Here is a 13,718-nt window from a genome sequence, read left to right as displayed (position 1 = left end):
TTTAATACATTTTTAATATGCGAATGGTCTAAATGGCCATTCGCTTTTTTTATTTAACAAAAAATTAATTAAACTAATTAAATAAAATCTTTCGCCGATATATAAAACGGTTACTTATCTCAAAATATAAATTGGAGGTCAATTTGTATGGCAAAAAAAGCTGCTTCAAATCCAAAGCTCAAAAAGAGCGTAAGTAAGTCACTTATGGTAGTACTTCTCCCGATTACTGCTATTGCTATCATGTTCATAATCCTGTTTTTGAGCAGTCAGGCGCAGGCTACTATCACAAAGCTCGCCAAGCTTGACTTAAAGAGCGAGACAGCAACTAATTCCTGGAAGATATCCAAAGATATAACCTCGATCACAGCTGCGCTTGATTCCTATGCAAAAGGAATTGAGAGTATAGACTTTGAATCTCTTGATGAAATGCAGGATTATCTCGCAACCTCAGTAGGTGTATGGGATAATGCAGCATATGGTGTATATGTTGGTTTTGAAGACAACACCTATGTCTTTGGAGATGCTACTATAACCCATGATTCTGACTGGCTCCCAACAGAAAGAGGCTGGTACCTGGATGGTCTTGGCAAAACAAGTCCTTATGACGGCGAGCCTTATGTTGATACAGGTGTTGGCGGATTGTGCGTAACCTTTAGTATGGAAATAGAATCTTACTCCGGCAAACAGGGCGTTATAGCAATCGACGTATATCTCGATGCTCTTGTTACAGAGGTATCAGCACTTACTCCTCTTGAAACAGGCCGCTCTGCTCTTCTTACAGGAGACTATATCGTATATTACTACAACACAGATTATAACGGCATGACAATTTCAGAAACAGGCGATTCTTATCTTCCTCAGCTTAATTCATATGCAGAAGAAGGAAGTTCAGAAGTTGTTACACTCGACAGATATGGTGTTAATAATTATGTATACTGCGAATCTGTTGAAGGAACAAACTGGACTCTCTTTTCATCAGTTGCAGAAGCAGATGTAATGGCTGATTTCAATCACTTCAGAACTATCTGCTACATCTTAATGATCGCTACTATCCTTTTGATCGCTGTAGCTGTAATAATTGCTATCAACAGGATAATATCAAAGCCTGTAAAAGACCTGTCCAATCAGATCGTTGAGATATCACATGGTAACTTTACAGTTAATCTTCCTAAAGGAAAAGGTGATGAGATCGGTCTTATTCAGGATGAGATGTCCGAATATGTAGCCACCATGAGAGATACTATCAGCAGTATTCAGAATACCTCAAGAGAACTTGGTGAAGAGGCAGATCTTAGCCGTGAAGCATCCAGTAAACTTAATTCCGAAGCTAAAGAGCAGTCAATCTCCATGGGCCAGATCAGAGAGACAATGGACGGCATGTCACAGGCTGTATCAGAACTTGCTTCCAATGCTACAGAACTTGCTCAGGCAGTTGGTGATCTTACAGAAAAGGGCAAGAACGCAAACAAAGTTATGACTTCACTTGTTGCTACTGCTGATTCAGGTCAGAATGACATGAAGACCGTTGAATCCAACATGGACAATATCAAAGATTCAATGGCTGATATGAATGATGTTGTTACAAGTGTAGATGAATCAGCTCAACAGATCACAAGAATCGTTGAGATGATAACCAATATTTCAGATCAGACCAATCTTCTTTCTCTTAATGCTTCTATAGAAGCTGCACGTGCCGGAGAAGCAGGAAAAGGCTTTGCTGTAGTTGCTTCAGAAATTGCAAAGCTTGCACAGGAAAGTGGAGATGCTACAAAAGAAATCGAGAAGATCATCGCAGATATTACTGCTCAGATAACTTCTCTTTCCGAAAAGTCACGTGATAACATGAATGCTATTGAAGAAAGCAGTGAAGCTGTATCTACAGCCGGTTCTTCATTTGCAAATATTGTAGAGGAGCTTAACCATACAGGTCAGACCATGAATGAAATGCTTGGTATGATGAATAATGTAGACGGAATCGCTACATCAGTTGCTGCTATATCTCAGGAACAGTCAGCAAGTTCAGAAGAAGTTACAGCTACAACTGAAACTCTTGCAGAAAGTGCTCGTAGTGTTTCTGATGAAAGTGAAGGCGTTGACAGAAGCGCTGTAACCGTATCAGAATCAGCAGCATCTATAAGCAAGGCACTTAGCGTATTCAAGATTTAATAATAGATATTTAGGATTCAAAATTTTAGAATCAGGATTTTAGATCAAAGATTCAGGATTTAAATATTTGATTCAAAAAGATAATTCCCTTTTCTCACTTTCAATAAACAGATATGTCCCCTTCCCTGCAGTTTTTGGGAAGGGGACATATCACATTAATTTCAAACTGTTATTGATCCAAGATAACTATTACAAAGACTAGCTGCAAATTGATCCCAGCTATAGTTTTCATATACATTTCTATGTGCCGTATCAGAAAGCTGCTGAGAAAACGTACTATCTCCCAGTACCCTTTTGACCTTATCAGGAAGATCTTCAAGTCTTTCAAGATCATAACCAACATAAGAATCCCCCATGATCTCATCAAGTGCTGGTGTCCTGTCACTTAAACATACTGCCCCATGTCCTGCTGCCGTAAATACTCTGTCATGAACTCCGTCTTTAAACCACGGCATAACATTTAGCAGAATCTTCGCATCATAGGCCATATCAAGCGACTTATGATAATTAACTTCCGGAAGAATCTCAAGATTATCAAAAGGGGTATTATCATATCGCTTTAGATCATTCCATCCATGTCCGCATACAGTTATTTTCATACCAGTATTCAAAAGAGTTCTTATGACCATATCTCTGGCCCATGCCGCAGCTGCTGTATCAGCAAGATAATAATATTGCAGGAATTGTCTGAACATCTTATCAGGAATCTTCTTATCCCTTGTATCCAGGAATTTCTGCATGGCATCTTCTATGGACAGATTAGTGTCAGCCTGCATATAACTAAGGATCTCAAAGACATCTCTTCTTGCATCAGGATTGATCTTTGATAGCTTTCTTTGAACGAATTCAGAAGAAGTATAAGTACCTGTAAAAAGTATACCTATTCTTCTATCTTCTATTCTTTTGATATCATCCTCATTTACAGGCATCATTGGAAGCGGAGCAAAGGTAATACTCTTAAGCTCCGGATAATATTTTTCCAGATATGAGACATGTCTTCTATCTATGCAGATGACATGCTGAGATACATTTTGTGATAACTGACCATGAAAATACAGAGGGTGATCAAGAAGATAATTAATAAATGGGCCATCAAGAGCATTAACGACAGATGTTCCGTCGTCAAGCTTCTTATCAGGCATTTCAGAGTCAAAGTCTATGATGGCATCATAGCTTTTTCCTAGAAAGAGTCTTATGTTCGCACTCTTACTCTCATCATAAACATCCACGTCTGCCCCATATCGTCTGAGTGCATGATATAGGCAGTCCGTGAATGTATAAAAAGATTCATAGCATACTCCCTTAGATCTTACTAAAAGAAATCTCCCCATAAGCTCCCCCTTGCTTAGATCAAAGAATCTCTATAAGTTTATCTACGTCTTCCATTGTAGTAGCCCAACTTGTACAGAATCTGATGACCTGTCTTCCGTCATCAAGTGTCTCCATGAATCCGTACTCAACATGCTCTGAAAGCTCAGCAGCCTTTTCCGGTGTTACAACAGGGAATATCTGGTTGGTTGGTGAATCGATATAAATATCATATCCGTTTGTAAAAAGAGCTTCACGTATCTTAACAGCTCCATCGATAGCATTTCTGCAGATCTTTGTATAAAGGTCATCTGTAAACAATGTATCAAACTGAAGACCAAGAAGCCATCCCTTAGCAAGCATAGCTCCATGTATCTTGATTATAGTATAAAAGTGAGGTACAAGTCCCGGAGTTGTGAATACAACCGCTTCACCCATCATAGCGCCGCACTTTGTACCACCTATAGTAAATACATCTGCTATATCTGCAATATCAGACAATGTTGCATCATTCTCATCGCAGGCAAGCGCATAACCAAGTCTTGCACCATCGATATAAAGTTTAAGTCCTATATCATCACAGGCGCGTCTTATCTCTTTGAGTTCAGAAAGTGAATAAAGTGTTCCATATTCTGTAGGCTGTGATATATATACCATCCCTGGAGCAACTTCATGCTCATTATTAAGATCCGCCTGGAACTTCTCGTCATATTCCCAGATGCTTCTGGCACTTATCTTACCGTCCTTCTGTTTAAGAGCAAGGACCTTATGACCGCCGTGCTCTATAGCACCAGCTTCATGTGTATTGATATGTCCGGTCTCTGCAGCAAGTACTCCCTGATATGGCTTTAATACAGAAGAGATAACAGTTTCATTGGTCTGTGTTCCGCCAACAAGAAAATATACCTCAGCATCCGGCTTGCCACATGCCTTACGGATCTTGTTCTTAGCACTTCCTGAATATACATCAAGGCCATAGCCTGTAATCTTCTCAAGATTGGTTTTCTGAAGGTTATTAAGAATCTCCTGATGAGCGCCTTCACAGTAGTCGTTTACAAATTTGAGCATAAAATTCCCTTTCCGATAACTTATAACTTATCCTATATATTTCATTCTAATGATATATGCCTGGAAATAGAATTAATTTAACTGCCGGTTTCCAGGTCCCAAAAACATTCAAGGCAATTATATTATATGCAATCTTCCTTGTGAAGACTATTATTGAACATCTTATTAGTAAGAGATTCATCTTACGAATAAGTGATTCTTTTTACTTATCAATGATTATTTTATTTATTAGTGATTCTTTTTATTTATAAGTGATTCTTTTTATTTATCAGTGATTCTTTTTATTTATCAGTGATTCTTCTTACTACTCATAAGATTCCTTTTTAATCACTAAGTTCATCAAGTGTTCTTCCGTAAGGAGGAAGGAATTCGTTGACAAAATCAAGGACTTCCGGATACTTAGCCTGAAGCTCGTTAATAGATTTCTGAGTAGTCTCCTTGGCTGTCCTGAACTCTGTATTACCGCTTCTTTCTTCTTCTATACACTTAATAAGTGCTGATATCTTATCTGCTGCCTTTATAAGACCGCGCATATACTCTTCTTCGTCAGCTCCGGAATTCTTATATATCTTTTCATAAGCAGGACGAAGATCCTCAGGAAGCCTTTTTAGAAGCTGGTCTTCTGCAATCTTCTCAACTTCCTTATATGCATGCTGAATGCTTGAATTGTAATATTTAACAGGTGTTGGAAGATCACCTGTTATAATCTCAGTTGTATCATGATACAGGCCTATAAGAGCCGCGAGATTAGCATCAAGATTATGGCCATATCTTACATTACCAATAGTACAAAGCACATGAGAGATCATGGCAACTTCACATGAATGTTCAGAAAGATTCTCAGGTCTTGAGTTTCTCATAAGTGCCCATCTCTCTATATATTTCATTCTTGATACTGTGGCAAAAAAAGTAAATGTATTGTTGTTCATCTATGTTTTATCTCCTTTAATAGCAAATAATTATAAAATTGTTTTATCTTCGTTTTTTGATAGGAATATAGTCAAAGGCATGCTTTATATAGTGAACCTTGATCTTCTTCTCTTTTTCATCAATGTTAAGTGCAATGACATCAAACCTTACAGGTGTAAACTGATCCAGCTTTTTTTCCAAAAAATAAAAATCACAGCCCCTTGATATAGTCCGCTGTTTTCTGTATCCTACAGCTTCCTCCGCAGTTCCAAAAGCGCTGTTTGATCTGTACTTGATCTCTCCAAAAACTATATAATCACCATCTCTAAAGATAACATCTATCTCTCCGCCTTTGAAGCGGTAATTTCTATCTATGATCCGTCCCCCGTGAGACTCAATATAGCTGCAGGCAATGTCTTCTCCCTGCATTCCCAATTCATGCTTGTTCAATTATACTCTCCCCTTATCAGTTAAGGAGCGGATTATGAGTCTTGTCCTTAGCCTTTATCTTATCCATTGCATCAACAAATACAAGTATCTCCGCTACAACCTCGTACAGCTCCGGTGGGATTGCTTCACCTATATCAAGGTGAGACAAGGTGTCCGCGAGCTTGGAATCCGTATGAAGCGGGATATTATTTTCCCTTGCCTGCTCTATGATCTTCTCTGCGACTACTCCCTTACCAGAAGCAATGACTTTAGGCGCATTATCTTCATTGGGATCATAGCCAAGAGCTACGGCTGTCTTATTTTTTTGTTTGTCATTAAGCTCTGCCATAATAGACCTCATTTTTGTAAAAAACAAGTCAAAACATATAATGTAAAAAATGTAGTGCTCTAGGCCCTTGCGTCAAACGAAGATGAAGAAAGCATCGTCATCTTGTCTCCCTTTTGAAGTAGTTCATCTACCGCCTGATTCTCAGATGATATTTCATCCGAAGGAAGAACCTGATAATTCATCTGATAACCTCTTTTGTTAAGTCTTAAAGTCAGCTCGTCTATGTGGTCCATGATAAGGTCTATACAGGACTCATCCGCCAGATAGAAATTGGTATTAACCTTTTTATCCGTCATCCTGACATAGATATCAAGAGGACCCAAATTATTCATATCAAGATGCAAAAGAGCACTAACGCTTCCATCATCAGAAGCCATGTGCTTTTTGTTAGAATATACATACAGATCGCCATGGGCATCATTTCCTGACATCTTAAGCGGAAGCTGCACGTAGGCAAACATCTGATTGAGCTGATTCATAAAATCAATATTCTGAGACAGATTCTGAGAATTCTGAAAAGCGCTGCTGTTCTCGCCAACATGCGACTGTAAGAGCTGAGTCAGCTGCTTAACCTGAGAATTAAGCCTCTCATAAAGATTTCTAACATTCTCTTTGTCACTGACATCATCAGGTTTTATCATCCACTGGGATGCTATATTGTTCTTAAGTACATCTGTAAAGGCATCTGAGGAAAAGAGCTTCCCCCATGCATTATCAACACTTCCTGATGTATGGATCGTTTTATCATACAGACTTGAAAGCTGCTTAAGAAGAGCTGCCTGATCTTCTGAGCCTGCTTTTATCAGCTGATTCAAAGCTTCCTCAGGCACTCCTGCATTCTTAAGAGCTGTGGCAAACTGGGCCAGTTCCATTTTAGAGCCTATGCTAAGAGCATTACCGGCGCTTTCTGCTGCTTGAGAATTGGAACCAGCTATAAGACTGTTTTGCACATCAGGATCAACCGCTTTACCATTATCAGCCATCTGAATATCAAGAGCAGATACCTGTTGATTAGACTGTGGCTGCTCATTTATGGTCCCTTGTCCATCTGCCTTATTTAAAACTGCATTATCTTGCCCTTTGGTAGCAGAAGCATCTTGCGCAGCTGCATCGCCCATGCCTGCAAAAGTGCCCTGTCCTTCCAAAGTCTGGGAATTTGTTCCCTGCGTAAGGCTTCCATCTCCTTCGCCTGTAAAGAGCTTCATTAGTTCTCCGTACATATTAAGGGCTTCACCTTTATCAGCTGCAGCCATCTGGTTAAAAGCTTCCGGAAGCTCGTCAACTATAGAATTAACTCCGTATAAAACCTGATGCTGATAATTCTGATAGTTCTGAAACTGCGTAATATTGCCCTCAGTTATCGGTATATTCAGATTTTTCATCTGAACAAGGGTACTGATATCTGCAGTAGGATTATCAGATAGGACCCTGCTCATATTAAGAAGGCTCTGCTTGTCTATGCTCATGCCCTCTTTCATCATTTCAGAGACCATCTGTCCCAGTTCATCCGTTACAGAAAGTCCTGCTGCCAGAAGGGCTTTTGAAGCTGTAGCATCAAGAGCAGCTGTATTTTGATATAAAGGAGTTAATGTAAGAGTTCCCGACGCGGAACTTTTTACAGAAAAAGAGATTGTCTGACCAGCAGCAAGCTGCATTCCATTCTGGAGCTTGGCATCAACTACTGTATTATTGCCAAGATCTATCTGAGCTGTCCTTGTACCATCAGCGCCCTTCATTACGGACACAACCTTACCATTTAGAGAATCGCCTGCCGATAAAGAGCGCAGTGACTCCTGCCCTTTAGATACGACTGCGACATCTGAAGTTCTATTAACCTGGAGCGATCCCTGAATCTGACCGCCAGGTCCAACTGTAAGGCTACCCGGCATATTAATCTCCATGCTGCATGTATGATGAACAGCTGATAATTGTATATGTGTAATAACTTACTTGCACAAATTCGGGCGCATGCGAATATTCCACTTATCATTCCGAAACGAAGTTCCCTATAAAAGATCTTCTGTGAATCTCACACGGGCCGTATTTCTTAAGGGCTTCTATATGAGCTGCACTTCCATAGCCTTTGTTGGATGCAAAGCCGTATTCAGGATACTTACTGTCAAGCTCCTTCATGAGTCTGTCTCTTGTAACCTTGGCAATAATACTTGCTGCTGCAATAGATACAGACTTAGCATCACCTTTTATTATAGATACCTGCTTATATTCTTCGAGCTGTGGCACATGTACCGCATCAAGAAGAAGGATATCGGGGCGAACAGGAAGCTTAACAACTGCTTCTGCCATTGCTTCGTAATCAGCCTGAAGAATATTGATCTCGTCAATTCTTTTAGGCGAAGCAAAGGCAACTGCAGCTCCTACAGCCTTTTCCATGATCACATCATAGAGCTCTTCTCTCTTTTTTTCGGATAACTTTTTAGAATCGTTTAGATACAGTATCTCTGTGTCTTTGGGAAGTATTACTGCTCCAGCGCACACAGGGCCTGCTAAAGGTCCTCTTCCAACTTCGTCTATTCCGCAGACATAACCCATTTCCTCATATCTGCGCTCGAACTCTTTCATTGTCTCTATACGGGCTCTTTCTTTTTCAAGAGCTTTAATCTTCTTGTCAGCAGCTTCTACGAGCTTTCTGATCCCATCTCTTTCGTCGTCAGCGTATTTTTCTATAAATAGCTTATATTCATCATTATTAAGTGTCTTATAGTAATCTTTGATCTGTGATATAGATTCCATCAGTTACGGTCCAGTCCTATTTTAGTTCTATAAATGATTATCACTCTACAATGCCAAAGCTCTCAAAAGGATAGATTCTAAGCCAAGCCTTACCAACAAGCTGGTCTCTTTTGATATTGCCGACATCCTCATATCTTGAATCCATGGAATCATTGCGGTTATCGCCCATAACGAAGTATTCATCATCGGCAAGCGTCACGCCTTCATAAGCCACTCCCGGGTTCTTGATAACTTCACGTCCATAGCTTTCAACAAGAATTTCTTCATTGATATAGATATTACCCTCAAGATCAATCCTTACTGTCTCTCCAGGCATACCTATTATTCTTTTGATAAAATAAGTACTGTTTCCAAGTGAATCCACATGTGGAAATACTACGATATCGAATCTTTCAGGATCTCCTATCTCATAGGATATCTTGGATACTATGAGAGAATCCTTGTCCTGAAGAGTATTCATCATAGAATGGCCACTTACTTCTGTTCTCTGAGCTACAAATGTAATAAAGAGAAACGTAATAAGTATGACCGAAGCAATATAGATAAGTGTAGAAGTGATCTCCTTTATTACCTTACGAAAAGTTCTGTTATTATCACCCATATTTTATGTCACCAAGTCTTTGATTAAAGACCTTCCTCCCTTCGATTTACTTGAGTATGACCTTTAGTCTGAAGGAGTATTCTCAAGAGTTATTCGTCCGAGTCTCCCCGCGCGGAAATCATCCAGAATAAGATTAGCTGCACGCATGTAATCAGGCCTTGCTCCTTGAAGAAGCAGATTTCTTGCCTTAGCTACAGCGCAGAGCATTCCTGAATAATCAGTCATGAGGTGCTCTTCTTCAACCGCATTTTGAACATCCTCACTGGTTATATTATACGTCTTATAAATAACATCTGCATAGTCACTTTCGAGCTCTTTGATAAGGTCAATAGCCAGTTCTCCGCTGTCTATATTGTCATCATTCATGGACCCTATCATGGCAAGATGCGCACCTACAGTCTGATCCTCAAACTTAGGCCACAAAATACCTGGTGTATCCAAGAGCTGAAGCGTCTTACCAAGCATTATCCACTGCTTACCTTTGGTAACGCCAGGCTTATTGCCTGTCTTAGCAGCAGCCTTACCTGTAAGATGATTGATAAAAGTTGACTTGCCTACATTAGGGATACCTGCAACCATGGCTCTTATGGGACGATTGACGATACCTCTTGCCTTGTCCCTTGCTATCTTATCTGCACAGGTCTCTTCCATAAGCTTCTTGATCTTGCCCATATCCTTGGAAGTACGGGAATCAAGAAGAGCTGCCATATAACCCTTTGATCTGTAATATTCTACCCACTTATTATTCTTATCAGGATCTGATAAGTCTGCCTTATTAAGGATAATAAGCCTCTGCTTGCCCTTGCCCAGCTCGTCAATGTCCGGGTTACGGCTTGATACAGGTATTCTTGCATCTGTGATCTCTACGATCATGTCTACAAGACCTATATTCTCTTTCATCATTCTTACAGCTTTGGTCATATGACCGGGATACCACTGATAATTCATAAAACTCCTTTTTAATCAAATAAAAAATATAGATAATTAATTCAAAATAAATAACCTTTTGTAGGCAAAAACAAAAATACGCCCAATAGTCCTGCGCTTTACAGAAAATATTTTATTGTAATTTATTTCTTAATATCAGTCATTACTGATAATTCCTGATGCTCCCTGTTCTCCGCCATATACATACCAGGCAGTTCCAAGTATCCATCCCTCTTTAACAACTCCAATGTTGGCACTTCTGCTGTCCTCTGAACTGTTCCTGTTATCTCCCAGCACGAAATACTCATCGTCACCAAGTTTTATAGGACTTGCCGCAATTCCGGCCTCTTCCATCTTGTCATAGGTTTCAGAATCTTCTTCCTGCAACACGCCATTGATATATAAAGCGCCATCTGTGATCTGAACCGTCTCACCTGGCATAGCCACTATTCTTTTGACATAATAATGCGAATTAGTATTTCCATTTGGCAAAAAAGCTATGATGTCTCCCCTTTCAGGTCCTGTAAGATATACAATTATCTTATTGACCAGGACTTTCTGGCCGGAGTAAAGACTTGGCTCCATTGAATCTCCGACAACATCAACATTCTTGCCAAATCCGTAAACAAGCATTGCTGCTATGATCACTGCAATTACTGTATAAAACACCCATGATAAAACCTCTCTTATCATCTGAGGTGTAATCTTTTTCTTCTTGTTATCATAAACAAGATGGAATTCATTTTTCTTTCTTCTTCGTCTGAATGCCATACCCTGATCCCGCCTTACTACGAAATTAAAGACTAAGGCCATCGCCACAAGTCCAAGTGCAACATAATCAAGCACTCTTTTTATTTTACCACAAATATGCCAATAGTAGGAAAAAAGCACATCTGTGCCTACTGACAAAGATGTGCTTTCTATTATTTCCTACTTTTCTATATATTTTCTATTATTTTTTCTTATAACCTGTTACCATAGTCATCACAAAACAAAAAACCGTTGCCCATGCAAAAAACTTGTGCCATTTCATAAATGAAGACCTCACTTTCCTTGTATTCTTTGATACTGAGATGCTTAGATCAACTTCTTCTCCGGAGTGAACATACTGAAGCTGATCACCCATGGAAAGCTTCATGACCTTATAAGCAGGCTCGCCGGTGCAGTGACACGTGTAAAACATAGTGGGATAATTCTTAAGTTCTTTACCGATATCTATGATCTCCCTAAGTTCCTCATCACTGTATTCCTTTTTCTTCATCAGATGAAAACCACTAATTACAACATCTGGTGCCGCACCATACTTTTCTTTAAAAGCATCGAGAATACTTAGTATACCATTATGCGCACATCCGGATAAAAGGATTTTTCTCTTTCCATCTTTGATGACAAGATACTGCTCGTGTACAAAATCATCACGCACAAACTCATCTTTTTCTTTTATCAAAAGTCGTTTATTGGTAAAGGGCAGATCATGTGACCTCTTCTTTACAGTGAATAGTTCCAGCTCATCATCTATACAGTGATCACCTTTAATCTTCACCACCTGCGGAAGGCTCACGATATCCTTGTCTATTCCAATATATCTATAACGCTCTCCCTCTGCTTTTGCACCATCATCTGCATAATAATCCGCATCAGCAGTATCCTGCATATAAATGGATGCTTTGGTATTGATCTTTGTAAACGGCATGATACCGCCCGAATGATCATAATGCCCATGGCTTAATATCACAGTATCTATCTCTGAAAGGTCGATACCAAGTTTTTCTGCATTTTGTAAAGTCTTCTCTGACGGACCAAGATCTAATAGGAGTTTATGCTTTGAAGTTTCCACATAAAATGACAGGCCATGTGCATATGCACAACCTTCATGACCCTCTGTATTTTCAATCAGATTTATAATTCTCATGCTACCCTCCTTGATACTCTACATATTATTAGAATTGTCTTACATAGAATTCTGCATGATCCCAACTTGAAAGAATGGAAGGATCTCCTGCAATAACATCATATAAACATAAACAATCTACCCCTGCCACATTAATAATATCATCATAATCTTCAGGCTCACAAATTACATTTCCATCTGCATCTAAGAGTCTGAAATATACAACATATGCATCTTCTATATACTTTTCTTCCTGGTAACTTATTTTGGATTTATGAATATCCCATACATCTTCCAGATGGTATAATGCATTACCATATCCATCATCCTCAAATTTCATTTCATCATATGAAATAGTTACAACAGAAAACTGAGCATCGTAATTTTCGCCAGCTTCACATATATCGTCTTCAGTAAACAAAAATGAGTCCTCTGTCACTTCACCATCATCTGCAGATGCAAAATAATAAATAACTTCTCCAGGCAAAAAACAATAATCACTAACATGATCTCCACCCTGAACGTTGTCATTATTAACACACATATGATAAGTAGTTGTAGAAGTATTAGTGATCACCCACAAGTTACTATTAACATCACTCTGTTCAATTGTAACATCAGCATCCACATAGACAGGATCATAAGTTGATGCAGTAGCTGTTTCTGTTGTACCTTCAGCATAATCTGTAGAGGCTGTAGCTGTTTCAGCATCTGCAGTTTCCGTTGCTGATTCTTCATCTGCGACAGCTGTTGTTTCTGTTTCATTTCCTTCAGTGATCATAGAAAAGATACCTTCGCCATCATCGTCTGATGCTTCATCAGACTTTGGTACTTCGGATTCTTCGATTTCTACATCATCTTCCGACGTTTCTTCTTCCGCGCCACAAGCTGATACCAAGACAGCTGTAACCAAAAGTAGTGAGATTAGTTTTTTCTTCATATAAAGCCTCCCGTAAATATATTATTGTAATTTTTTAATGCACATAAAGAATCTGTAGATCTTATACTATGATGTAGGTGTCAAAAGTACCTTTTGACACCTTATGACGGTCGGATTGTTCCGTTTCTACGAAACTCCCACAATCCTCAAACATTCACAAATCCGCACTACGTGCTACTTTGCTCATGTTTGGCGGGTCATAAATTCATATTCGATTTCGAGCAAGCTCGAATCGAATTGACTTTTGACCCTTACGTCATAATATCTTTTTTGGAACTGACCTTATTCTTAAGATAAAAGATTTTCAGGCAAGACCTAAAAAATACTGATAATAATAAAAAAGCGCTATAAGTATATATTTTCACGCATATACTTATAG

The 13,718-nt window shown here is 39.1% G+C and carries 13 protein-coding genes; 1 reads left to right on the top strand and 12 read right to left on the bottom strand.

The window, feature by feature from the left end; all coding sequences use genetic code 11:
- The first annotated feature begins 147 nt into the window (after nucleotides 1-147).
- A complete protein-coding gene (locus K6G87_RS06645) occupies nucleotides 148-2,166 on the top strand; it encodes a methyl-accepting chemotaxis protein (RefSeq protein ID WP_296835182.1) in 2,019 nt (672 codons plus the stop codon).
- A gap of 161 nt (nucleotides 2,167-2,327) precedes the next feature.
- Here the strand turns inward: K6G87_RS06645 and K6G87_RS06640 are convergent, their stop codons facing one another.
- The 12 genes from K6G87_RS06640 to K6G87_RS06585 form a co-directional block, all read right to left on the bottom strand.
- Nucleotides 2,328-3,497, bottom strand: coding sequence for a glycosyltransferase (locus tag K6G87_RS06640; protein WP_296835181.1), 1,170 nt, complete (start codon nucleotides 3,495-3,497; stop codon nucleotides 2,328-2,330).
- Nucleotides 3,498-3,516: 19 nt separating this feature from the next.
- Entirely contained in the window at nucleotides 3,517-4,542 is a 1,026-nt protein-coding gene (locus K6G87_RS06635) for a threonine aldolase family protein (protein WP_296835179.1), read from the bottom strand.
- A 323-nt stretch (nucleotides 4,543-4,865) separates the two neighbouring features.
- Nucleotides 4,866-5,471 (bottom strand): 5'-deoxynucleotidase, encoded by a 606-nt coding sequence (gene yfbR / locus K6G87_RS06630; protein ID WP_296835177.1) that lies wholly within the window; start codon nucleotides 5,469-5,471, stop codon nucleotides 4,866-4,868.
- 43 nt (nucleotides 5,472-5,514) lie between these two features.
- Nucleotides 5,515-5,901 (bottom strand): YraN family protein, encoded by a 387-nt coding sequence (locus K6G87_RS06625; RefSeq protein WP_296835176.1) that lies wholly within the window; start codon nucleotides 5,899-5,901, stop codon nucleotides 5,515-5,517.
- A 16-nt stretch (nucleotides 5,902-5,917) separates the two neighbouring features.
- A complete protein-coding gene (locus tag K6G87_RS06620; protein ID WP_296835174.1) occupies nucleotides 5,918-6,229 on the bottom strand; it encodes an EscU/YscU/HrcU family type III secretion system export apparatus switch protein in 312 nt (103 codons plus the stop codon).
- A 59-nt stretch (nucleotides 6,230-6,288) separates the two neighbouring features.
- On the bottom strand, nucleotides 6,289-8,118 hold the full coding sequence (fliK, locus tag K6G87_RS06615; protein ID WP_296835172.1) for a flagellar hook-length control protein FliK: 1,830 nt from the start codon (nucleotides 8,116-8,118) through the stop codon (nucleotides 6,289-6,291).
- Nucleotides 8,119-8,215: 97 nt separating this feature from the next.
- Nucleotides 8,216-8,980, bottom strand: coding sequence for a ribonuclease HII (locus K6G87_RS06610; protein ID WP_296835171.1), 765 nt, complete (start codon nucleotides 8,978-8,980; stop codon nucleotides 8,216-8,218).
- A 40-nt stretch (nucleotides 8,981-9,020) separates the two neighbouring features.
- Nucleotides 9,021-9,581, bottom strand: coding sequence for a signal peptidase I (gene lepB / locus K6G87_RS06605; protein WP_296835169.1), 561 nt, complete (start codon nucleotides 9,579-9,581; stop codon nucleotides 9,021-9,023).
- Nucleotides 9,582-9,644: 63 nt separating this feature from the next.
- On the bottom strand, nucleotides 9,645-10,529 hold the full coding sequence (gene ylqF / locus K6G87_RS06600) for a ribosome biogenesis GTPase YlqF (protein WP_296835168.1): 885 nt from the start codon (nucleotides 10,527-10,529) through the stop codon (nucleotides 9,645-9,647).
- Nucleotides 10,530-10,664: 135 nt separating this feature from the next.
- Nucleotides 10,665-11,417, bottom strand: a complete 753-nt coding sequence (gene lepB, locus K6G87_RS06595; RefSeq protein WP_296835166.1) for a signal peptidase I — start codon at nucleotides 11,415-11,417, stop codon at nucleotides 10,665-10,667.
- 43 nt (nucleotides 11,418-11,460) lie between these two features.
- The gene (locus tag K6G87_RS06590) at nucleotides 11,461-12,420 is read right to left on the bottom strand and encodes an MBL fold metallo-hydrolase (RefSeq protein ID WP_296835164.1); all 960 of its coding nucleotides are present in this window, start codon (nucleotides 12,418-12,420) and stop codon (nucleotides 11,461-11,463) included.
- A 28-nt stretch (nucleotides 12,421-12,448) separates the two neighbouring features.
- Complete coding sequence (locus K6G87_RS06585) at nucleotides 12,449-13,339, bottom strand: hypothetical protein (RefSeq protein ID WP_296835162.1); 891 nt, start codon at nucleotides 13,337-13,339, stop codon at nucleotides 12,449-12,451.
- Between the last annotated feature and the right edge of the window lie 379 nt (nucleotides 13,340-13,718).

The sequence above is a fragment of the Butyrivibrio sp. genome, from assembly GCF_024699075.1.
The sequence above is the reverse complement of the archived record's forward strand: the minus strand, read 5'-3'. Positions and strand labels throughout refer to the sequence as shown.

Bases quoted from the DNA above. Each gene is read 5' to 3' on its own strand.
- K6G87_RS06645 (WP_296835182.1), top strand. From the start codon at position 148: ATGGCAAAAAAAGCTGCTTCAAATCCAAAGCTCAAAAAGAGCGTAAGT.
- K6G87_RS06640 (WP_296835181.1), bottom strand. From the start codon at position 3,497: ATGGGGAGATTTCTTTTAGTAAGATCTAAGGGAGTATGCTATGAATCT.
- K6G87_RS06635 (WP_296835179.1), bottom strand. From the start codon at position 4,542: ATGCTCAAATTTGTAAACGACTACTGTGAAGGCGCTCATCAGGAGATT.
- yfbR (WP_296835177.1), bottom strand. From the start codon at position 5,471: ATGAACAACAATACATTTACTTTTTTTGCCACAGTATCAAGAATGAAA.
- K6G87_RS06620 (WP_296835174.1), bottom strand. From the start codon at position 6,229: ATGGCAGAGCTTAATGACAAACAAAAAAATAAGACAGCCGTAGCTCTT.
- fliK (WP_296835172.1), bottom strand. From the start codon at position 8,118: ATGCCGGGTAGCCTTACAGTTGGACCTGGCGGTCAGATTCAGGGATCG.
- K6G87_RS06610 (WP_296835171.1), bottom strand. From the start codon at position 8,980: ATGGAATCTATATCACAGATCAAAGATTACTATAAGACACTTAATAAT.
- lepB (WP_296835169.1), bottom strand. From the start codon at position 9,581: ATGGGTGATAATAACAGAACTTTTCGTAAGGTAATAAAGGAGATCACT.
- ylqF (WP_296835168.1), bottom strand. From the start codon at position 10,529: ATGAATTATCAGTGGTATCCCGGTCATATGACCAAAGCTGTAAGAATG.
- K6G87_RS06590 (WP_296835164.1), bottom strand. From the start codon at position 12,420: ATGAGAATTATAAATCTGATTGAAAATACAGAGGGTCATGAAGGTTGT.
- K6G87_RS06585 (WP_296835162.1), bottom strand. From the start codon at position 13,339: ATGAAGAAAAAACTAATCTCACTACTTTTGGTTACAGCTGTCTTGGTA.